Origin of the sequence: Streptomyces sp. NPDC087422 (genome assembly GCF_044744145.1) — a bacterium.
In the GTDB taxonomy this organism is placed as follows: Bacteria; Actinomycetota; Actinomycetes; order Streptomycetales; family Streptomycetaceae; genus Actinacidiphila.
Window position 1 is genome coordinate 95754 of the sequence record NZ_JBIUXT010000007.1, and the last position, 21389, is coordinate 117142.

Sequence of the window (21389 nt, forward strand, 5' to 3'; positions counted from 1 at the left end):
GCCTGGTCAGGCGCGTCGGCAGGAGAGGAAGATCTGCTCCTCCGGCGGCACGTCGGTGCTCGCCGGTGCGTAGGCGTACGAATCCTCCTTGATCACCTCGAAGCCCGCGTCCACCACGACATGGCGCAGTTCATCCCTTAGATAACCGGATACCCGGATGGTGTGACCGAGGAACGGAATCGGCACATTGTCCAGATCGGCTTCCACCATCGACACGGCGAGCAGGCCGCCGGGCTCCAACAGGCCGTGGAGCGCCCGCAAGGTGCCGGGGATCTCGTCCTTGGGCAGCATGAGCAGCGAGAAGAACGCGGCGACCGCCGCGAAACTTCCCGGCGCCAGCGGCCCGCCCTCGGTGAGGTCGGCGAAGTCGGCCTGGACGAAGTCGGCCGCGGGCACGTTCACCCGTGCCTGCGCGAGCATTCCGGCGGACAGGTCCACGCCCGTCACCCGCAGCCCCGCGTCGGTGAACTGGCGCGCGGTCGGCAGTCCCGTACCGCAGCCGAGGTCCAGCACACGGGCACCGGCGGGCAGGGTCTCGACGAGCCATTCACCGGCCCTGACCTGCCCGTCCTTGTGCGGGAACGCTTCGTCGTACCGGTCGCCGATCGCGTCGAACGCCTCGGCCTGGCCGGTACGGTCCCTGCCCTGATCCTCGTGATCGTCGGCAGGGGGGATCCCCATGTGCTCGTAGCCGCCGGTTCCCACCGTTCCGGGCCTCCCTGACTGCTGCTGGATGGCTGCTGCTGAATGGCTGTACGAATGGCTGTGTTCGCGTCGCTGTGACGTAGCGTCAAACTCTAGGCCGCGATCGGCAATTGCGCAGTGTTCCGGAGCACGATCCTACGGTTGGGGGTCAGGGACGCAACAAGGGGCTCGGAGGTTCACTCCCGCCCCCCACGGCTTACGCCCGCTTACGCCCCCTACCGTACGCACCGCGGCCCTACCCCCGGCCCGGCCCGCCGCTTCTACGACGGCGGCCGGTCCCAGTCCGGCGGCAGCGCGGGCACCGGCCACGCCGGGTCGGGCCGCCAGTCCTCCCAGCCGTCACGGAACGGCGGACCCCAGGCCCTGACCACCCCCGCGGCGCGCTCACCGGCCCGCCGCACACGCGCCGCCAGCTCGGTCGGCATCAGCCCGTCCGCCTGCGCCTGCGCGAACTCGTCCTCGTCCAGCCAGCGCCAGGAGCGGTCCGGGTGGACCGAGATGTCGAGGAAGTGATCCTCCGAGTCCACCCCTCCCGACCAGCGCCGACGAGGTTCCTCAAGGTTCACATACCAGCATTTGAACCGCCACCCGGGCTCCCAGAACAGCCACACCGACCACGGCTCGCCCGGCCGCGCCAGCTTCAGCACCCCGGCGCCCCACCACGGCTCGACCCGCGCCACCCGCGGCTTCACGTACCGGCTCGCCAGCGGCTCCCGGTGCACCGGCGTCCCGTCCGCCAGCACCGGCTTCACGCACGCCGTACCGGGCGCCATCCACACCGCGAGCAGCTCCGCGTCGTCGCGCACCACGGTCACCGGACGGCAGATGTGCACCGCGTCCGTGCCGTTCCCCCGGTAACGCCACAGCACCTGCGCGCCGGGCGTCCAGAAGTGGCGCTCCCCGGCGCGGGTCGAGAGATCGGCTTCGGCTGTCATGAACAGAGTTTACGGAAGCACTGTTACGGATGCGTCATACGCAGAACGTCCAGCGCCTCGTCGAGCTGCGTTTCGGACAGCAGACCGCGTTCGACGTAACCGGACTCGATCACCACCTCGCGGATCGTCTTCCGCTGCGCCAGCGCCTTCTTCGCGACCTTCGCGGCCTCCTCGTACCCGATGTAACGGTTCAGCGGAGTGACGACCGAAGGCGAGGACTCGGCGTACTCGCGGGCCCGCTCGACATTCGCCGTGATCCCGTCCACCGTGCGGTCCGCCAGCAGCCGCGTGACGTTGGCGAGCAGCCGGACCGACTCCAGGACGTTGCGGGCGATCACCGGCAGCATCACGTTCAGCTCGAAGTTGCCCGCCGCGCCCGCCACCGAGATGGCCGTGTCATTGCCCGTCACCTGCGCCGCCACCATCAGCACCGCCTCCGGGACGACCGGATTGACCTTGCCCGGCATGATCGACGAGCCGGGCTGAAGGTCGGGCAGCGCGATCTCGGACAGCCCGGTACGCGGCCCCGAGGACATCCACCGCAGGTCGTTGGCGATCTTGGTGAGGCCGACCGCGATCGTCCGCAGCTGCCCCGAGGTCTCCACGATGCCGTCCCTGGCGCCCTGCGCCTCGAAGTGGTCGCGGGCCTCGGTCAGCGGCAGCCCGGTCGCGCGCGCCACCTCCGCGATCACCGCGGCCGGGAAGCCCGCCGGGGTGTTGATGCCGGTGCCCACCGCCGTGCCGCCCAGCGGCAGCTCCGCCAGCCTCGGCAGCGAGGACCGCAGCCGCTCGATCCCGTACCGCACCTGCGCCGCGTAGCCGCCGAACTCCTGGCCCAGCGTGACCGGCGTGGCGTCCATCAGGTGCGTGCGACCCGCCTTCACGACGGTCGCGAACTCCGCCGCCTTCGCCTCCAGGGACTCCGCCAGACGGGTGAGCGCCGGAATCAGGTCGCCGGTCACCGCCGCCGTCGCCGCGATGTGGATGGAGGACGGGAAGACGTCGTTGGACGACTGCGAGGCGTTGACGTGGTCGTTGGGGTGGACGTCGCGGCCCAGGCGCTCGGTGGCCAGGGTGGCGATCACCTCGTTGGCGTTCATGTTGGACGAGGTGCCGGAACCGGTCTGGAAGACGTCCACCGGGAAGTGCTCGTCCCAGCGGCCCTCGGCGACCTCGGCCGCGGCCTCCTGGATCGCCTCGGCGGTGTCCTTGTCCAGGACGCCCAGCTCCGCGTTGACCTTCGCGGCGGCGGCCTTGATCCGGGCCAGCGCCGCGATGTGCGCCCGCTCGATCCGCTGCCCCGAGATCGGGAAGTTCTCCACCGCGCGCTGCGTCTGCGCCCGCCACTTCGCCTCGGCGGGCACCCGTACCTCGCCCATCGAGTCGTGCTCGATCCGGTATTCGCTCATGCCTATAACAGTGCCCGGGAACACCTGGGTGTTCCCGGGCACTGTCTCCCCGTGGTGAGATCGGCCGAATCCGCGCGCAGCCGCGCGAGCCCGCGTGAAGCCGGGCGAGGCCGCGTGAGATCCGCGCGGAGCCTCAGGCGGGCATGGCCAGCCGGCCGTTCCCCCCGTCCTGCGCCTCCTGCGCGTCGAGCGCCGCCCGCGCGGCCGACCTGCGGTCCGCGAGCAGCCGGTCCAGCGCCAGGGCGCCCGGCCCCGAGAAGACGATCAGCAGCAGCGTCCAGCAGAAGAAGACCGCCGCCTCACCGCCGTTCTCGATCGGCAGCAGCCCCCGGTGCTGATGGACGTCGAAGTACGCGAACGCCATCGACCCCGAGCCGATCAGCGCGGCCGGCCGGGTCGCCAGCCCGAACAGCACCAGCACACCGCCGACGAGCTGGATCAGCGCCGCGTACCACCCCGGCCACCGGCCCGCCGACAGCTCGGCCGTGCCGAGCACGCCGAAGAGCGACGCCACACCGTGGCAGGTGAACAGGAGCCCGACGACGATACGGAACAGGCTGAGCGCGTACGGCTGGGCCCGGTCGATGCGGGAGTCCGAACCCGTACCGGTAACGGTGTCCGACATGAGCGCACCTCCTCTCCGCTTAGTTGTAGACGCCGAATTCGTAGAGCGAGTACCCGTAGGCCGTGCCGCGCTGCGTGCCCGTCAGGCGCACATAGCGGCCGGTACCGGAGACGTCGAGGTCGTCGATGTCACCGTTGCCGTCGGTCACGGACTTCACCGTCGTCCAGTTCTGCCCGTCGTCGGAGGTCTGGATGTCGTACGCCTTGGCGTACGCCGACTCCCAGGAGAGCTGGACGTGGTGGAAGGCGGTGGTGGCGCCCAGGTCGACCTGGATCCACTGCGGGTCGCTCCAGTCGCTCGCCCAGCGGGTCCCGGCGTTGCCGTCCACCGCGTTCGACGGGGTGCACGGGCAGCCGCCGGTCGGGTCGGTCTGGTACGTGGAGGCCGTCGCGGGCTTGTTGAGCGCGACATTCGTACCGTTCGGCTTCGGCGGCACGATCCGCACCGACTTGGAGCCGTAGCTGACGTTGCCGTGGTTGTCGGTGGCGCGGACGTACGCCTCGTACACGCCGACCTTCTCCGGCGCCTTCGCCGTCAGCGTGCCGCCGTTCTGCGTGGTCGCGGCCGGAGTGAGCGAGCCGTTGTTGTCGATGTAGATGCTGCTGAACAGCACCTGGTACGTGATCGGATCGTTCTCCGGGTCGGAGGTCGAGGTGGTGATCGTCACCGTGCCGCCCGCGGGCACACCCGAAGTGGCGTTGTCCACCGTCATGTCGGTCACCAGCGGCGGCTGGTTGTCACCCGAGGTGTTCCCGCCGTACGCGCGCTTGACCGCGTAGTACGAGGGCCGCTTCAGGCCGTCGGGCACCAGGTTGAACCAGATGCCGCCGAAGTCGTCCTCGTTGCCGTAGTGGAAGAGCGTGGCGCCCAGCGCCACACCGGGGTGGCCGGCCACGCAGTTCCACGCGTTGGTGTAACCGTCCGCCTTCTGCTGGTCGGTGGGCTCGTCCGCCACACCGTTCGCGTCGTTCGGCACCTCCCACGAACCGGCCGGGCCGCCCTCGGTGATGATGTACGGCTTGTCGTAACCGCCGCTCTCCCACGCCGACTTGACGTTGCAGACGTCCTTGTAGGAGTTGACCGCCAGCAGGTCCAGGTCCGGGGTGTTGCGCTTGTAGTACGGCCACGCGCCGGTCCACGCGTCGGTCGACGTCACCGGGTGGTTCGGGTCCGCCGCGTGCACCGCCTTCGACAGGTCGTTGACGAAGGAGGTGTACGCGTTGCGCTCCTGCTCCAACTGGTCACCGCTGTAGCAGTTCTGGAGCCCCAGCACCGACTCGTTGCCGACGTCCCACATCAGCACGCCCGGGTTGTCCTTGTAGGTGTTCACCCACTTCGGGAACTCCGCGAGCATGTTGTTCTTGTACGTGGTGTCCGTCAGGTAGTCGACACAGCCGCCCGAGCCGGGACCGCCGCCCGGCTGGAGCCAGAAACCGGCGATCACCTTGATGCCGTTGGCCGCCGCCGCGTCGAACAGCGGCGCGCTGCTCGCGTCCGTACCCCACGTACGGATCGTGTTGACGCCCATCCGCGCCACGTCCGGCAGGTCCGCCGCCGCCTGCGAGGGCTGCGGACCCCACGTCAGACCCTTCACGGTGTACGGGGCGCCGTCCACGGTGAGCTGCCAATTGCCCTGCGAGCCGGTCACCTTGACCACGCTGCCCGCCGCCTGCGCGGCCGGGGCCTGCACGACGGCGAGACCCGCCGCGACCAGTGCCGCCACCGCGAGGGGCGCCAGGCCGCGCCTGGCCGTCCTCCTGATCACATGTGCGCGCATCTCGTCCTCCGAGGGGGTCACGGGTAGCTCACCAGGTAGGAGATACCGGAGTTGGTGTTGTTCACCGGGTCTCCGGTCTCGTTGACGACATGGCTGATCGTCCCGTCGTTGCCGAGCGAGACGGTGACCATGTCGTGCAGCCGCACCCCGGACGTGTTCGGCACCAGCAGGGCGCTGTCGGCGACGACGCTCGGGTCCGCGAGGAACAGGCAGTAGCTGCCCAGCCCCCACGCCTCGTGCGAGGAGACCGAGTCCGCCACCTGGTAGGCGGCGTAGCCGTGCCGCGAACCGTCCATCCAGGCCGCCTGGTTGGGCGGGTCGTACGGCATCTCGTTCTGGAAGAAGTACGTCCGTCCGGCGTCGCCGTTCCAGAGCACCTCGGTCTTCTGGTGGTGCTCCACGAACAGGCCGTACATCGTGACGCGCGCGCCGTTGACGACCAGGCCGGTGTCGCTGGTGTTGACGTCCCAGCCGACACCGCTGCCGTGGTCGGCCCGCCACAGCCACAGGTTGTCGCCGATCACGTCGGAGCTGTTGATCTCGACGCTGACGGTGGCCTTGCCGGCCTGCGCGCCGCCGATCCGCACGAACACGTCCTGGAGGAGCGTCGGGTCGCCCGCGTGGCCGCCGTCGGCGCCCCGCGGTCCGACGCGGACCAGCACCGCGGAATTCGTGGCGCCCGCGTCGATCAGCAGCCCGGAGATCTTCACACCGTCGACGTCGGCGACGGACAGCGCGGTGATGCCGTTGTCCGGCAGCAGCGTGGCGATGCCCAGGCCCAGCACGACCGTGCCCGCCCGCGTCACCTCCACGGTCTGGTCGAGCGCGTACACGCCCGGCGTGACCAGCAGGTGCTTGCCCTGCGCCAGCGCGGAGTTGATCGTGGCCGCCGAGTCGCCCGGCTTCGTGACGTAGAAGTCGGTCAGCGGGATCGACTCGCCCTGCGCGCCGCCGTTCCAGGTCACCCCGCGGGCGTTGCTGTGCAGCGCGGGCACGAACACCTGGTACGCGCCGGACCCGTCCACGTACAAGAAGGGCTTCTCCCGGATCACCGGGGCGCTGTCGACCACCGTGTGGGAGGGGTCGGGGAAGTTCTGCGGCGGCGCGCCGTCCACGCCGACGAAGACCATGTTCCATACGGAACCGGCCCATTCGCCGAGCGCGCTGTTCCGGGTCAGCCACTGCTGCTGCGAGCCGGACACGACCCGGCCGTCCACCTTGCAGTCGGCCATGAAGCCGCCGCTGGACCAGCCGTCGTAGCCGTTCCACAGCGGGACCTCGCCGCGGATGTGCACGCGGCGCAGCGGGGCGGCCTGCGACACCGCCCAGCGGTTGGAGCCGCCGGTCGGGGTGACCGACAGATTCTCGGCGCTGCGCCAGAAGTTCTGGGTGGCGTTGCCCTGCATCCAGTCGGCCTCGACGTGCACCAGGCCGTGGATGTCGACGTCGTCGGGGGACAGGCCGAGACCGGCGACGTGGGTGTAGAAGCCGACGTTGACGTCGAGTCCTTCGTACGTGCCCGGCTTGAAGAACAGCGCGAAGCGGTCGGTGCCGAACTGGTTGGACTCCTGGCGGCGGAAGACGTCCGAGACCTTCGCCTGGATGTCGGCGATCGGCATCGAGGGGTCGAAGACCAGGACGTTGGGGCCGAAGTCGGGGTCCGCGGCGGCGGCGCGCGGACCGGCCGTCGTACCGGCCGTCCTACCGGCCTTCGTACCGTTCGCGCCGGACGCGGTGGCCGCGGTGGCCGCCGAGGCGCGGCCCGCCAGTACCGGGGTGGCCGCGAGGGCCGCCAGCGCGCCGAGGGCCGCGCGCCGGGAGAAGACGGATGTCACCGGTGAGCCGGGTGTGCTGCTTGTGCTGCTTGTGGGGGGTTGAGAGGGGGGAAGTGCGGGGCTGTTCATAGATCACCTGTGTGTTGGGGGGACAGGTTTCCGGAGAGCGCTCTCCCACGGGGTCGGGTAAAGCCCGGCCCGCGCGGGAGAGCGCGGTGTCCGGGCTTACGGCAGTTGGTAGTTCTGGTTCAGAGCCGCGCCCTTCTGGGGCTGCGACTGGTCGTAACCGCGGGCGTCGCACTGGAGTCCACCGTTGATGCAGTGGGTGACCAGCGCGTTGAGGGTCGGGGCGTCCCAGTCGTTGAAGAAGTCGTAGTGGAAGGAGAAGCCCTGGCCACTGGAGAGGTGGACCTGCGACATGTCGCCGTTCACCGGCCAGGCCATCTTGAACTCGATCATCGGCAGGGCGACCGGGTGGTCGGCCGGGCAGACGTTCTGGTTGGCGCCGCCGGCGACCGGGTAGGCCATGTGGCTCTTGTGGTCCGGCACGTCCAGGTGGATGCCGTCCCAGCAACTCGGGGCTTGGAGACGGATGTTGAGCTGCGTGTCAGGCGTGTTGGGGCAGCTCACCGGGATGTTCCAGTTGTGGTAACTGGTCCCGCACTCCCAGCCCTCGACGGTGCCCTTGAGGTGCTGGAACTCGTCCTGCGTCTGGCTCGGGCTGCCGACCACGAAGCGCAGGCCCTTGGGGAAGGGGCGGACGCTGGTGTAGTCGTTCACGGACGACTTGTAGTAGATCGTCTGCGTGCCGACCGGCAGGATCTTCTGCGTGCCCTTGAACAGACTCGGCATCCAGTACGCCGACTTGTCGCCGGGCGCCAGACACACCGTGTTACCGGTCTCCAGCGAGGCCGTCGTGGAGTTGCCGTTCGTGCTGGTGTTGCCCATGAAGGTGTGGTCGTGCGAAGCCCCCGGCTGGCCGGGGAAGACGATCGGGTCGTCCGGCGCCGTGTGCGTGGGGGCACACTGGGCCTGGAACTCGTGGAAGTACGCGTGCGGCGGCTCGTACGTCGACGGCGTCACGCCGGTGACCGGCGGGTTCGCCATGATGTAGCCGTCGCCGTCCGGGTCGTCGCCGGACGCCAGTCCGTTGCCGGTCAGCGGCATCGCCATGCCGGGCATCCCGGCGTGGTCGGCCGCGTGGTCCGCGGCGGCCGGTGTGCTGGCGGAAGCGTTTCCGGTCGTCATCGCGACCCCGCCGATACCGAGGCCGGTAGCGGCGAGTGACAGGGCTATGAGCAGCCCCGGGATCCTTCTGGTCCTCCGTGCCATGGAGACCTCCTGCTTGATGGTGCGCATGGGGGGCTGACGGCACGACGTGGCGGCAGGCGTCATGACGGGCCGTCAGTTGGGAGAGCGCTCTCCCAGGTACGGAATGTTCCGCTCCCGCTAAGGACATGTCAACGGTTGATGAATCGGCCCCGCTGCGCGAGCCGGGCATTCCGCCACCCCCCGACCACCCTGGCCTGCAAGCCCTCCACTTCTTGCGGATTTCGTGAAGGTCCACCCCTGCCCTTGGCCTATACCAACCCCCGGCGCCACGCGCTGGCATTCACCACCGACTCCCGGCGCCACGCGCTGTCGTAATCAGCGGTCCCCCCCACACGGCTCTCGGCTGGCCCCGCCGCCCGGGCGCTGCGTGCTGGCGTAATCAGCGGCCCCCACCCCACGCGGTTTTCGGCCGGCCCCGCCGCCCCGGCGCCGTGCGCTGGCATACGCGGCGGTCGCCCCGCCGGGCCTGCGGCGTGGACGCCGGGGTGTCACCCCCGGCCGTTGGGTAACCGGCAGGGCTCCGGCGCGGTGCCGCGCCCCATCGGGCGGGGCCTTCGCCCGGTTCAGCGCCGCGTCGCGACGCATGCCGGGTGACGGGCGTCGGCGATCAGCCGCCGGGCCGGCCCCGTAACGCGGGCGCTGCCACGCCCCGCCGCATCAGGGCACCGGCTTATGGCCCGTTGCCGCCGGGCCCTGCTTCGACTCGCCTTGCGCGCTGCCCGCGCTACCTGCTGCCGCGTCCGCGTCTGCCGCTGCTCCTGCGGGCACCATCGCCCAGCCCGCGTGCAGTGCGCGCTCGCGCCCGCGTATGTCGCCGTCGCCGCTCCCGAGTCTGCGGAGTTGCGGCCCCACCCCGCAGGGCAAGCGCGTGCCCACTACCGTGCGCGAGCATGCGGTCGTTGCCGCCCCGCGGGTCTGCACGCACCCGTGCCGCGCTGGCACCGCCGTGGCTCGCCGCCACCGCCCCGCAGGGCGGTACCCGCTCGTGCCTGCGCCGTGCGCGTCCGAGCATGCCGCCGCTGCGGTTACCCAGTGGCGCGCGCCCGCCCCCCCCGCGGCGGCGACAGCGCGCACCCGTGCAAGCCACCGCCCCGCAGGGCGGTACCCGCCCGTGCCCGCGCCGTGCGCGTCCGCGCCTGCCGCCGCCGCGGCTACCCAATGGCGCGCGCCCGCCCCCCCGCGGCGGCGACAGCACGCACCCGTGCCGCCACCGCCCCGCAGGGCGGTACCCGCCCGTTCCCGTGCCGCACGCGCCCGCGGCTACCGCCCCCCCGCGGCGCGGCCCCCCGGCGGGGCGGCAGAGCCGTAGGCGGTGAGCTTCCCGCAGGGGTCAGGCGCCTTGGCGGCGGGGGATGGTGGTGAAGGTGGGGGAGGGGGAAGGGTCTTGGAAGAAGTCGTTGCCCTTGTCGTCGACGACGACGAAGGCGGGGAAGTCCTCGACCTCGATCTTCCAGACGGCTTCCATGCCGAGTTCGGCGTATTCGAGGACGTCGACCCGCTTGATGCAGTCCTGGGCGAGGCGGGCGGCGGGGCCGCCGATGGAGCCGAGGTAGAAGCCGCCGTGGGCGGCGCACGCGTCGGTGACCTGCTTGCTGCGGTTGCCCTTGGCGAGCATCACGAAGGAGCCGCCCGCGGCCTGGAACTGCTCGACGTAGGCGTCCATCCGGCCCGCGGTGGTCGGCCCGAAGGAGCCCGAGGCGTACCCCTCGGGCGTCTTGGCCGGGCCCGCGTAGTAGACGGCGTGGTCGCGCAGGTACTGCGGCATCTCCTCGCCCGCGTCCAGCCGCTCCTTGATCTTGGCGTGCGCGATGTCGCGGGCCACGACCAGCGGCCCGGACAGCGAAAGCCGGGTCTTCACGGGGTACTTGGTCAGCTCGGCGCGGATCTCGTCCATCGGCCGGTTGAGGTCGACGCGTACGACGTCGTCGTCCAGGTGCTCGTCGGTGGTCTCCGGCAGGAAACGCGCCGGGTCCGTCTCCAACTGCTCCAGGAAGACACCCTCTGCGGTGATCTTCGCCAGCGCCTGCCGGTCCGCCGAGCAGGACACCGCGATGGCGACCGGGCACGACGCGCCGTGCCGCGGCAGCCGCACCACCCGCACGTCGTGGCAGAAGTACTTCCCGCCGAACTGCGCCCCGATCCCGATCCTCTGCGTCAGCTCGAAGACCTTCTGCTCCAACTCCTTGTCCCGGAAGCCGTGTCCGGCCGCCGAGCCCTCGGCGGGCAGCTCGTCCAGGTAGTGCGCGGAGGCGTACTTGGCCGTCTTCAGGGCGAATTCGGCGCTGGTCCCGCCCACCACGATCGCCAGGTGGTACGGCGGACAGGCCGCCGTACCCAGCGAACGGATCTTCTCCTCAAGGAACTTCATCATCGACGCCTCGTTCAGCACCGCCTTCGTCTCCTGGTAGAGGAAGGACTTGTTGGCGCTGCCACCGCCCTTGGCCATGAAGAGGAACTTGTACGCGCCGCCGTCCGTCGCGTACAGCTCGATCTGCGCGGGCAGGTTGGAGCCGGTGTTCTTCTCGTCCCACATCGTCAGCGGGGCCATCTGCGAGTAGCGCAGATTGAGCTTGGTGTACGCGTCGTAGATCCCGCGCGACAGCGCTTCCTCGTCGCCGCCCGCGGTGAGGACCTGCTGGCCGCGCTTGCCCATGACGATCGCCGTACCGGTGTCCTGGCACATCGGGAGCACGCCGGCCGCCGCGATGTTCGCGTTCTTCAGCAGGTCGAGCGCGACGAATTTGTCGTTGGGGCTCGCCTGCGGGTCGTCCAGGATGCGGCGGAGCTGCGCGAGGTGGGTCGGGCGCAGGTAGTGGGAGATGTCGTGCATCGCCTCGGCCGCGAGCAGCCGCAGCGCCTCCGGATCGACCGTGAGGAACGTACGGCCGTCCGCCTCGAAGGTGCTGACACCCTCGGCGGTGAGCAGGCGGTACGTGGTGGGGTCCTCGCCGAGGGGAAGCAGATCCGTGTAGGCGAACTCAGGCATGGGGCATTCCTCACTCGGCGGCGGCGCTGCGGCCTCCCGATTCTAGAACGCCCCCGAACGGCCGGGCGGGCCGGACCCCTAGGGGGTACTTCGGGGTAGTCGCGATCTATCGCGTCTGTGTACCGTAGGGACGTGGACGAATCGCAGCTCCAGAAACGCGCGCAAGAGCAGCCCCAGCCGGTGCGTACGGGCAAGCCCACCGCGGAAGCGGACCTGCGGGCGTCGGACGCGGACCGGGACCGGATCGCCGACATCCTGCGCGAGGCCCTGGCCGAGGGCCGTCTGGACTCGTCGGAGCACTCCGAGCGGCTCGACCAGGTCTACGCGGCCAAGACGATGGGCGAACTGGAGCCGCTGGTACGGGATCTGCCGGTGGGCAGGACCAGCGCCCCGGCGCCCGCCCCCGCGGCCCGCGGCGGTTACCACTACGCCCCCGACCCCAGCGGCGAGAACCCGAACCTGGTCGGCATCCTCGGCGGGGCCGAGCGCAAGGGCCGCTGGCGCGTCGGCCACCGGATCACCGCGGTCGCGATCATGGGCGGCGTCGAGATCGACCTCACCGAGGCCACCTTCACCTCGCCCGAACTGGTCATCCACTGCACCGCGATCATGGGCGGCATCAGCGTCAAGCTGCCGGAGAACGTGACGCTGCGCGGCGGCGGGGTCGTCGGCATCATGGGCGGCTCCGACGTCAAGGCGTTCGAGGCGCCGGACGCCGACGCGCCGGTGGTCCGCATCGACGGCTTCGCCTTCTGGGGCGGCGTCGAGGCGAAGGCCAAGCGCGGCAAGAAGGTCAAGGACTGGACGAAGAAGAACCTCGAGAGCTGAGGCGCGGGACCGGTCGGGGGAGCCTCCGGCGCCGGGGTGAGGCGGCCTCGCGCACGGGTGAGCGGGCAGCGGCGGTTTCACGCCCCCCGACTCGGTAACGGCTGTGATTGATGGTGCGTAAGTGCGCCAAGCATCGTGCGTGTTTCCGCCATCCGCAGGTCACAGGCTTGCGGGGCTCTCGCGCCGGGCGAACACGGTGCGCATGAAGTCGCGTACAGCGGGTAGGGGTTCGAGCACGCCGCCGCACTGCCGCCGTTGAGATCCGCGCCCGCCGGGGGAGTGGTCGGTGACGCGCCAGGGTGGCAATCGCCGAGCCGTCGTCAGGAGTATCCCGTGCTTCAACCGATCGAGCCCGTCACGGACACCGCCTACCCGCCCGGTCATCCGCGGGATCTGGGCGGGCCCTGGCACTCGGAGGCCGCCTGCCGCAGTGACGAGGCGGGGCTGTTCTTCGCCCCGTCGAAGGAGCCCACTGCCGCTCGTCTGTCCCGGGAGGAGGCGGCCAAACGCGTGTGCGCGCGCTGCCCGGTGATGCTCGAATGCCGTGAACACGCCCTGCTCCAGCCGGAACCGTACGGGGTGTGGGGCGGCATGACCGCCGCCGAGCGCCGCGTGGTGCTGGCCCGCCGCCGCCGTCGCGAGGTCGAACTCCAGCGCCCCGACCCGCAGATCGCCGCCGCGGGCTGACCGTACGGCTCAGCGGCTCAGGAGTTTCGTCGGCCGGGCGCCGCCCGCCGCGCCGCATCCGGGAATACGGGGCCCGAGTGCGCCGCGGCAGGCGGCAGCCGACGTACCGAAGGACGTACCGAAGGCGGGGAGTGAGCCTCAGCGCGCCCGGTCGAAGTCGATCGCGCTGTACGCCCGCAGCTTGGACAGCCGGTGCGTGGAGTCGATCTGCCGGATCGTGCCGGACTTGGAGCGCATCACCAGCGACGAGGTGGTGGCGGTCTCCGCGCGGTACCGCACCCCGCGCAGCAGTTCGCCGTCCGTGATCCCGGTGGCGACGAAGAAGACGTTCTCGCCGCTGACCAGGTCCTTGGTGTGCAGAATCCGGTCCAGGTCGTGCCCGGCGTCCAGCGCCCGGCGCCGCTCGGCGTCGTCCTTGGGCCACAGCCTGCCCTGGATCGTGCCGCCGAGGCAGGTGATCGCGCAGGCCGCGATGATGCCCTCGGGCGTGCCCCCGATGCCCAGCAGCATGTCCACGCCGGTGCCCTCGCGCACCGCCATGATCGCGCCCGCCACGTCGCCGTCGGCGATGAACTTGATCCGCGCGCCGGTCTCGCGGATCTCCTTCACGATGCCGTCGTGCCGCGGCCGGTCGAGCACCACGACGGTGACGTCCTCGGGCGCGCTGCCCTTGGCCTTGGCGACCCGGCGCACATTGACCGCGGGCGGCGCGGTGATGTCGACGTACTCGGCGGCCTCGGGGCCGACCACCAGCTTGTCCATGTAGAAGACGGCCGAGGGGTCGAACATGGTGCCGCGGTCGGCGACGGCGAGCACCGCCACCGCGTTCGGCATGCCCTTGGCGGTCAGCGTGGTGCCGTCCACCGGGTCGACGGCGACATCGCACTCGGGCCCGGTGCCGTCACCGATCCGCTCGCCGTTGTAGAGCATCGGCGCCTCGTCCTTCTCGCCCTCGCCGATGACGACGACGCCGTTCATCGAGACGGTGTGGACGAGGGTGCGCATCGCGTTCACCGCGGCGCCGTCGGCCCCGTTCTTGTCGCCCCTGCCGACCCAGCGTCCGGCCGCCATCGCGGCGGCCTCGGTGACGCGTACGAGTTCCAGTGCCAGGTTGCGGTCGGGGGCCTCCGGGCTCACTTCGAGCTGGGGCGGCAAATGCTGTTCGGTCATCACGCGCACCTTTCTGTACGAGGACGGCCGGAATATGAGGGTGTTCCGACCCTATCGGTTCGGCGCGAATATGAGCAGGGTGCACGTCACATGAGCGCCTGGTGCCCTGTGCGGGCCGGGGCCCGTGGAGGGTGCGGACCCCGGCGTCCGGGGCCGTTCCCGGCATGGGGGACGATGGTCGGGTGGCAGCAGACAAACGTGGCAACAAGACCGTGCGGGACCTGGTGCTGTCGATGGCGGTGATCGGCGCCGTCGCCGCCCTCATCTATGTGTTCATCCCGCACGACTCGAAGGCCGACCCGACCAAGCCGGTCACCTTCTCGGTGGAGCTCGGCCAGGCGCGGCGCGACGCGCCGTACAAGGTGGCGGGGCCCGAGGGGCTGCCCGCGACCTGGCGGGCCACCTCGGTCACCTACAGCGCGGCCGACCCGCAGGCGGTGACCTGGCACATCGGCTTCGTCGACCCCGAGGACCAGTACGTCGCCGTCGAGCAGAGCAACGCCGCGGCCGAGCCGTACATCAAGGACGTCACCTTCGGCGCGCACCGCGACGGCGGCCGTACGGTCACCGCGGGCGGCCTGGTCTGGGAGCGCTACGCGGGGCCGAAGTACAACGCGCTGGTCCGCAAGGAGCAGGGCGTCACCACGGTGGTACTGGGCACCGGCAAGGACACGGAGCTGACGACGATGGCCGCCGCGCTCAAGGAGCGCGGCGGCCAGTAATCGGTAGCCGGTCATACGGACATACGTCCCACCGGGGGCGGCCGGTCGTATGGACATACGTCCCACCGGTAGCCGGTCATACGGACGTACGTGTGACCAGGTGCCCGGTCATACGGACATACGTCGGTCCGTCGTACGGATCAGACGGTCGTCACGACCTGCTCGTACGACAGGCGCGGGTTGCGGTCGTACCAGGCGGCCTCGCCCGGCTTGCCTATGTTGACCACGGCCAGCACCGAGTGCTCGCCGTCCGCGAAGAACTCCTTGTTGATGCCGTCGGCGTCGAAGCCGGTCATCGGGCCGGCGGCCAGACCGGCGGCGCGGACGCCGATGATGAAGTAGCCGACCTGGAGCGCGGCGTTCAGCGCGGCGGACTGCTCGCGGACCGGGCGCTCGGCGAAGATCACGTCCTTGGCCTGCGGGAAGACCGGGAGCAGGGTGGGCAGCTCCTCGTGGAACTCGTTGTCCGCGGCCAGGATCGCCACCAGCGGCGCGGTCGACGTCTTCGCCTTGTTGCCCTCGCTCATGTGCCGCACCAGGCGCTCGCGCCCCTCTTCGGTACGGGCCAGGACGACGCGCAGCGGCTGCTGGTTGAACGCGGTCGGCGCGTACTTCACCAGGTCGTAGATGGCCTGGACCTGCTCGTCGGTCACCGGCTCGTCGGTGAACGTGTTGGCGGTGCGGGCCTCACGGAAGAGCAGGTCCTGGGCGGCGGTGTCGAGCACGAGAGTCATGCGGGATCCTCAGGTCTTTCGGTCGTGCGAGGGGGGCGCGCCGGGGGGCGGCGCGTCGGACACTCCGACCAACCTGGGTGAACGTTCAACCATTCCCTGGGGCAAGTGTGACCCCTGTCACTCCTGTGCGGCCCCCGTGACCCCTTCCGCCTCCTCGTCGTCCTCCTCCGCCGCCAGCGCCGCGTCCAGCCGGGCCCGCGCGCCCTCCAGCCAGCGGCGGCAGACCTTGGCCAGCTCCTCGCCCCGCTCCCACAGGGCCAGGGATTCCTCCAAGGTCGCGCCGCCCGCTTCCAGCCGCCGTACGACGTCCACCAGCTCGTCGCGCGCCTGCTCGTACCCGAGGGCCGCGCTACCGCTCTCCCGGTCCGCCGTATCGGTGGTGCCTGCCGTGTCTGCCATGGGGGCAAGCCTAGGCGCGGGGTGGGACAGGTCAGGCGACGCGCACACCGACATCACCGCGCGACACCGAACCGCGTGACGACGACATCACCGCGTGACGACACCGAACCGCGCGACGCCGACATCACCGCGCGCCGCCCACGCCCACCCCGGCATCACTCCGTGACGCGCACCGTGAAGTCGCCCTCGGCCACCCGCGCCCGCAGCGCGTCGTCCGGCGCCACCTCCGCCGGGTCCCGTACCACCGAGCCGTCCCCGCGCTGGAGCACCGCGTACCCGCGGCGCAGCGTCGCGGCCGGGGACAGCGCGACCACCCGCGCCAGGGTGTGCGAGAGATCCGCGTCGGCGCGCTCCAGCAGATGGCGCAGCGTACGGCGGGCCCGGTCCACCCGGTCGGCCACCTCCGCCGCGCGGCCGTCGATCATCCCGTACGGCGCCGCCATCGACGGACGGCTCAGCGCCGCCTCCAGGCCGCGCTCCTCCCGGTCCAGCAGCCCGCGCATCACCCGCAGCGCCCGGTCCCGTACCAACTGGACGCGCGCCAGCTCCTCGCGCACATCCGGCACGATCCGCTTGGCCGCGTCGGTCGGGGTGGACGCCCGCAGGTCGGCGACCAGGTCGAGCAGCGGCGAGTCCGGCTCGTGGCCGATCGCCGAGACCACCGGCGTCCGGCAGGCCGCGACCGCGCGGACCAGCTCCTCGTCGGAGAACGGCAGCAGGTCCTCGACGCTGCCGCCGCCGCGCGCCACCACGATCACGTCGACATCCGGACGCGCGTCCAGCTCCCGTACCGCCTCGATCACCCGCGGCACCGCGCTCGCGCCCTGCACCGGCACATTGCGCACCTCGAAGCGGACGGCGGGCCAGCGCAGCCGCGCGTTCTCCCGGACGTCCCGCTCGGCCGCCGAGGCGCGGCCGGTCACCAGGCCGATGAGCTGCGGCAGAAACGGTATGGGCCGCTTGCGGTCCAGCGCGAAGAGCCCCTCGGCCGCCAGCGTCTTCTTCAACTGCTCCAGGCGCGCCAGCAGTTCGCCCACCCCGACCGGGCGGATCTCCACCGCGCGCAGCGAGAGCTGGCCGCGCGGCCCGTACCACTCGGGCTTGGCGTGCATCACCACCCGCGCGCCCTCGCCGACCACGTCCGCGACCTGCTCGAAGACACCGCGGAAGCACGTCACCGTGATCGACACGTCGTGCGAGGGATCGCGCAGCGTCATGAACACCACGCCCGCGCCCGGCCGCCGCGACAACTGGGTGATCTGCCCCTCCACCCACACCGCGCCCAGCCGGTCGATCCAGCCGCCGATCAGCCGCGACACCTCACCGACGGGGATCGGCGTCTGCGCCGAGGTGTTCAGAGCCATGCCCGCAGCGTAGTGGGCGCGACCGACACCGCCGCCGAACGGCCGCACCCCCGTACGCCCCCGCGCGTGCGATCAGCGCCCCCGTACGATGGACCCCATGACTGCCGCTACGAGCCCCCGCCGCGTCCTCCTCGCCGCCCCCCGCGGGTACTGCGCGGGCGTGGACCGGGCCGTGATCACCGTCGAGAAGGCGCTGGAGCAGTACGGCGCCCCGGTCTACGTGCGCAAGCAGATCGTGCACAACAAATACGTGGTCCAGACGCTGGAGAAGAAGGGCGCGATCTTCGTCGACGAGACGGACGAGGTGCCCGAGAACGCCATCGTGATCTTCTCCGCGCACGGCGTGGCCCCCGTCGTCCACGAGGAGGCCGCCCAGCGCAGCCTCGCCTCGATCGACGCGACCTGCCCGCTGGTGACCAAGGTCCACAAGGAAGCCGTCCGCTACTCCAAGGACGACTACGACATCCTGCTGATCGGCCACGACGGCCACGAAGAGGTCGTCGGCACGATGGGCGAGGCGCCCGACCACATGCACCTGGTCGACGGCCCCGCCGACGCCGCCAAGGTCACGGTCCGCGACGAGTCCAAGGTCGTCTGGCTCTCCCAGACCACCCTGTCGGTGGACGAGACGATGGAAACCGTGGACGCGCTCAAGGAGCGCTTCCCCAACCTGCTCTCGCCGCCCAGCGACGACATCTGCTACGCCACGCAGAACCGCCAGGTCGCGGTCAAGCAGATCGCCGCCGACGCCGACCTGCTGATCGTGGTCGGCTCGCGCAACTCCTCCAACTCCATCCGGCTGGTCGAGGTCGCCCTCCAGTCCGGCGCCGGCGCCTCGTACCTGGTCGACTTCGCCGAGGAGTGCGACGAGGCGTGGCTGGACGGCGTCACCACCGTCGGCGTCACCTCCGGCGCGTCCGTCCCGGAGATCCTGGTCGACGGCGTCCTGGACTGGCTGGCCGAGCGCGGCTACGCCGATGTGCAGGTGGTGACCTCCGCCGAGGAGTCCATCCAGTTCTCGCTGCCCAAGGAACTGCGCCGCGATCTGCGTGCCGAGGCCGCCGCCGGGGAATCCGCCAAGAGGTGACTTTTTCCCGTCACCTCTAACCTGGGGGCCATGAATATGTTCGGTGTGGACATCGGTGGTACGGGAATCAAGGGCGCTCCGGTCGATCTGGACCAGGGCGCCCTGTCGGACGATCGCTACAAGATCGACACCCCTCAGCCCGCGACTCCGGAGTCGGTGATCGACGGGGTGCACCAGGTCATCGAGCACTTCGGCTGGTCGGGCCCGGTCGGCGTGACCTTCCCCGGGGTGGTGGTGGACGGCACCACCCGTACGGCGGCCAACGTGGACGGCGGCTGGGTCGGCCTGGACGCGCGCGGGATGCTCGGCGACCGCCTCGGCCTGCCCGTGGTGGTGCTCAACGACGCGGACGCGGCGGGTGTCGCGGAGATGACGTTCGGCGCGGGCCGCGGCCGGGGCGGCACGGTCATCATGCTGACGCTGGGCACCGGCATCGGCAGCGCCCTGTTCGTGGACGGCAATCTCGTGCCCAACACGGAACTGGGCCACCTGGAGCTGCACGGGCACGACGCGGAGAAGAAGGCGTCGGTCAAGGCCCGCGAGGACGAGGACCTGAGCTGGGAGCACTGGGCGCACCGGCTCCAGAAGTACCTGGCGCACGTGGAGATGCTCTTCTCGCCCGACCTGTTCGTGATCGGCGGCGGCGTCAGCCGCAAGTCGGAGAAGTTCCTGCCCCTGGTGAAGGGGATCAGCGCCGAGATCGTTCCCGCTGAACTGCAGAACAACGCGGGGATCGTCGGCGCCGCGATGGCAGCCGCAAAGCTCTGATCCCGACGATCGCGGCGGCCAGCACCGTCCCGGCGTAGAGCCAGCCGGTCATCAGCGCCAGCCCGGTGAAGACGCCGAGCAGATGACCGGCCAGGCCGCCGCCCCCGCTGTCGGCGGTCAGCGCGATGCCCACGGCGAAGGCGATCGGCGCCGCCACCGGGGCCGCCACCAGGTCGTACGGGCGTACGTACACCGCCGCCGCCACGCACACCGCGACGAAGACCAGGCCGAAGAAGACGCCGGGGCCGTCGAAGAGCAGGACGTCGATCCCGCCGCCCGCGACCGTCACGGCGGTGGTCAGCAGCCCGGTGCCGAGGCCGGTCAGCCGTGGCCTGGGCCGCTGGGCGGTACGCAGCCGGTGGACGGTCTGCCGTACCGCGGTGGCCATGACGGCCTGCCGGGGGCGCGGGGCGCGGTACACCCCGACTGTGGCCTCTCCGCCGGGTCCCGGAGCGGCACCTGAACGCGCACTGTGTTGGTCCACCTACTTACAGTAGGCACGGCAGTCGGGTGATCGCACGGCGGGACACGCGCTTTGCCCCTCCGGGGCGGGGCGGGGCTTTTTGGCGCGCGCGTCCTCGGAGCGGTCCCCGTACCGGGTGCGGTGACGTCCTCGGGCCGGTGTTCGACGGGCGGCCGGGCGGTACGGCGGCGGCCCGTAGACTGGTGGCCGTCCGAACACCCACCAGCCCACCGCTCCGGGAAGTCTCCACGTGTCGCTCTCCATCGGAATCGTCGGTCTGCCGAATGTCGGCAAGTCGACGCTCTTCAACGCCCTGACCAAGAACGACGTGCTGGCGGCCAACTACCCGTTCGCCACGATCGAGCCGAACGTCGGAGTCGTGGGCGTCCCCGACGCCCGCCTCGGCACGCTCGCGGAGATCTTCGGGTCGGCGCGGGTGCTGCCCGCCACCGTCGACTTCGTGGACATCGCGGGCATCGTCCGCGGCGCCTCCGAGGGCGAGGGCCTGGGCAACAAATTCCTCGCGAACATCCGCGAGTCCGACGCGATCTGCCAGGTCATCCGGGCCTTCAAGGACGACAACGTGGTGCACGTCGACGGCCGCGTCTCGCCCAAGGACGACATCGAGACGATCAACACCGAGCTGATCCTCGCCGACCTCCAGTCCGTCGAGAAGGCGATCCCGCGCCTCACCAAGGAGGCCCGCCTCCAGAAGGAGAAGGCCGCGGTCCTCGCCGCCGCCGAGGCCGCCCAGGAGATCCTGGCCGCGGGTGACACCCTCTTCTCGCGCGGCATCACCAAGGGCACCGAGCAGGGCACCCTCCTCCACGAGCTGCACCTGCTCACCACCAAGCCGTTCCTCTACGTCTTCAACGTCGACGAGGACGAGCTGGCCGACGAGGACTTCAAGAACGAGCAGCGCGCCCTCGTGGCCCCCGCCGAGGCGATCTTCCTCGACGCCAAGCTCGAGTCCGACCTCGTCGAGCTCGACGACGCCGAAGCCCTCGAACTCCTCCAGTCCGTCGGCCAGGAGGAGCCCGGCCTCGCCACCCTCGCCCGCGTCGGCTTCGAGACCCTCGGCCTCCAGACCTACCTCACCGCCGGCCCCAAGGAATCCCGCGCCTGGACCATCAAGCGCGGCGCCACCGCCCCCGAGGCCGCCGGCGTCATCCACACCGACTTCCAAAAGGGCTTCATCAAAGCCGAGGTCATCTCCTTCGCCGACCTCGTCTCCACCGGCTCCGTGGCCGAAGCCCGCGCCAAGGGCAAAGCCCGCATGGAGGGCAAGGAATACGTGATGCAGGACGGCGACGTGGTCGAATTCCGCTTTAACGTGTAGCCGCTTGCGCTGAGGGCCGTCTGACCTGCGGCGGAGGAGGTGCGCGGCCTCAGGGCCCGCACCGAATCCGCAGGCGTACCGACATCTCGTCGCCCTCGTCGGGGCTGTCCGCGTACGCCTTGCCGACGGCGGCGCGGGTCCGTTCGTCGAGAGTTCCGAATTCTCGCTCTTCTTTCATTCCCCTCTCCTTCTCAGTAGGCGATACGCCAACCAGCAGGCGTAGCCAATCGCCACTGAGGCAAGCGGAGGTACCCACTCGGGAGAACGCGGCCACACCGCCCGTA

20 protein-coding genes are annotated in these 21389 nt (G+C 70.8%); 6 read left to right on the forward strand and 14 right to left on the reverse strand.

The window, feature by feature from the left end; translation table 11 throughout:
• Positions 1 to 6: 6 nt before the first annotated feature.
• The 8 genes from ACIO6U_RS22975 to ACIO6U_RS23010 form a co-directional block, all read right to left on the reverse strand.
• Positions 7 to 681, reverse strand: a complete 675-nt coding sequence (locus ACIO6U_RS22975; RefSeq protein WP_355348005.1) for a class I SAM-dependent methyltransferase — start codon at positions 679 to 681, stop codon at positions 7 to 9.
• Between the two features lie 284 nt (positions 682 to 965).
• Positions 966 to 1640, reverse strand: coding sequence for a DUF402 domain-containing protein (locus ACIO6U_RS22980; protein WP_401721748.1), 675 nt, complete (start codon positions 1638 to 1640; stop codon positions 966 to 968).
• Between the two features lie 23 nt (positions 1641 to 1663).
• Complete coding sequence (locus ACIO6U_RS22985; protein ID WP_401721751.1) at positions 1664 to 3049, reverse strand: class II fumarate hydratase; 1386 nt, start codon at positions 3047 to 3049, stop codon at positions 1664 to 1666.
• A gap of 133 nt (positions 3050 to 3182) precedes the next feature.
• Positions 3183 to 3674: a DoxX family protein gene (locus ACIO6U_RS22990; RefSeq protein WP_355347938.1), complete on the reverse strand. Its 492-nt coding sequence runs from the start codon at positions 3672 to 3674 to the stop codon at positions 3183 to 3185.
• A gap of 19 nt (positions 3675 to 3693) precedes the next feature.
• Entirely contained in the window at positions 3694 to 5451 is a 1758-nt protein-coding gene (locus ACIO6U_RS22995; RefSeq protein ID WP_391049204.1) for a discoidin domain-containing protein, read from the reverse strand.
• 17 nt (positions 5452 to 5468) lie between these two features.
• Positions 5469 to 7355: an adenylyl cyclase gene (locus ACIO6U_RS23000; protein WP_401721754.1), complete on the reverse strand. Its 1887-nt coding sequence runs from the start codon at positions 7353 to 7355 to the stop codon at positions 5469 to 5471.
• A gap of 96 nt (positions 7356 to 7451) precedes the next feature.
• Complete coding sequence (locus ACIO6U_RS23005; RefSeq protein WP_355347946.1) at positions 7452 to 8558, reverse strand: DUF1996 domain-containing protein; 1107 nt, start codon at positions 8556 to 8558, stop codon at positions 7452 to 7454.
• Between the two features lie 1330 nt (positions 8559 to 9888).
• On the reverse strand, positions 9889 to 11544 hold the full coding sequence (locus ACIO6U_RS23010) for a FumA C-terminus/TtdB family hydratase beta subunit (protein WP_391049208.1): 1656 nt from the start codon (positions 11542 to 11544) through the stop codon (positions 9889 to 9891).
• 132 nt (positions 11545 to 11676) lie between these two features.
• Between ACIO6U_RS23010 and ACIO6U_RS23015 the strand changes: the two genes are divergently transcribed.
• Together ACIO6U_RS23015 and ACIO6U_RS23020 are read left to right on the forward strand one after the other, a co-directional pair.
• On the forward strand, positions 11677 to 12372 hold the full coding sequence (locus ACIO6U_RS23015; protein ID WP_355347952.1) for a DUF1707 domain-containing protein: 696 nt from the start codon (positions 11677 to 11679) through the stop codon (positions 12370 to 12372).
• A gap of 333 nt (positions 12373 to 12705) precedes the next feature.
• Positions 12706 to 13059, forward strand: a complete 354-nt coding sequence (locus ACIO6U_RS23020; protein ID WP_188281299.1) for a WhiB family transcriptional regulator — start codon at positions 12706 to 12708, stop codon at positions 13057 to 13059.
• A 138-nt stretch (positions 13060 to 13197) separates the two neighbouring features.
• On the opposite strand, the gene glpX is transcribed toward ACIO6U_RS23020, so the two are convergent.
• Entirely contained in the window at positions 13198 to 14229 is a 1032-nt protein-coding gene (gene glpX / locus ACIO6U_RS23025; RefSeq protein WP_355347954.1) for a class II fructose-bisphosphatase, read from the reverse strand.
• Positions 14230 to 14393: 164 nt separating this feature from the next.
• Between glpX and ACIO6U_RS23030 the strand changes: the two genes are divergently transcribed.
• Complete coding sequence (locus ACIO6U_RS23030; protein WP_401721759.1) at positions 14394 to 14951, forward strand: DUF4245 domain-containing protein; 558 nt, start codon at positions 14394 to 14396, stop codon at positions 14949 to 14951.
• A 140-nt stretch (positions 14952 to 15091) separates the two neighbouring features.
• Here the strand turns inward: ACIO6U_RS23030 and ACIO6U_RS23035 are convergent, their stop codons facing one another.
• The 3 genes from ACIO6U_RS23035 to xseA form a co-directional block, all read right to left on the reverse strand.
• The gene (locus ACIO6U_RS23035; RefSeq protein ID WP_391049214.1) at positions 15092 to 15685 is read right to left on the reverse strand and encodes a malonic semialdehyde reductase; all 594 of its coding nucleotides are present in this window, start codon (positions 15683 to 15685) and stop codon (positions 15092 to 15094) included.
• Positions 15686 to 15802: 117 nt separating this feature from the next.
• Positions 15803 to 16084 carry an exodeoxyribonuclease VII small subunit gene (locus ACIO6U_RS23040; RefSeq protein ID WP_401721762.1) on the reverse strand — a complete coding sequence of 94 codons (282 nt, stop codon included), beginning with the start codon at positions 16082 to 16084 and terminating at the stop codon, positions 15803 to 15805.
• A gap of 155 nt (positions 16085 to 16239) precedes the next feature.
• The gene (gene xseA / locus ACIO6U_RS23045) at positions 16240 to 17448 is read right to left on the reverse strand and encodes an exodeoxyribonuclease VII large subunit (RefSeq protein WP_401721765.1); all 1209 of its coding nucleotides are present in this window, start codon (positions 17446 to 17448) and stop codon (positions 16240 to 16242) included.
• Between the two features lie 88 nt (positions 17449 to 17536).
• Here xseA and ACIO6U_RS23050 point away from each other — a divergent pair, with 88 nt between their 5' ends.
• Both ACIO6U_RS23050 and ppgK read left to right on the forward strand, forming a co-directional pair.
• Positions 17537 to 18535, forward strand: coding sequence for a 4-hydroxy-3-methylbut-2-enyl diphosphate reductase (locus ACIO6U_RS23050; RefSeq protein ID WP_355347969.1), 999 nt, complete (start codon positions 17537 to 17539; stop codon positions 18533 to 18535).
• 30 nt (positions 18536 to 18565) lie between these two features.
• Positions 18566 to 19303 carry a polyphosphate--glucose phosphotransferase gene (gene ppgK, locus ACIO6U_RS23055; protein WP_355347972.1) on the forward strand — a complete coding sequence of 246 codons (738 nt, stop codon included), beginning with the start codon at positions 18566 to 18568 and terminating at the stop codon, positions 19301 to 19303.
• Here the strand turns inward: ppgK and ACIO6U_RS23060 are convergent.
• Positions 19224 to 19787: a DUF6542 domain-containing protein gene (locus ACIO6U_RS23060; protein WP_391049220.1), complete on the reverse strand. Its 564-nt coding sequence runs from the start codon at positions 19785 to 19787 to the stop codon at positions 19224 to 19226. The genes ppgK and ACIO6U_RS23060 overlap by 80 nt on opposite strands.
• Positions 19788 to 20016: 229 nt before the next feature.
• Here ACIO6U_RS23060 and ychF point away from each other — a divergent pair, with 229 nt between their 5' ends.
• Positions 20017 to 21105 (forward strand): redox-regulated ATPase YchF, encoded by a 1089-nt coding sequence (ychF, locus tag ACIO6U_RS23065; protein WP_355347978.1) that lies wholly within the window; start codon positions 20017 to 20019, stop codon positions 21103 to 21105.
• 49 nt (positions 21106 to 21154) lie between these two features.
• Here ychF and ACIO6U_RS23070 read toward each other — a convergent pair whose 3' ends face one another.
• A complete protein-coding gene (locus ACIO6U_RS23070) occupies positions 21155 to 21283 on the reverse strand; it encodes a hypothetical protein (protein ID WP_401312967.1) in 129 nt (42 codons plus the stop codon).
• Between the last annotated feature and the right edge of the window lie 106 nt (positions 21284 to 21389).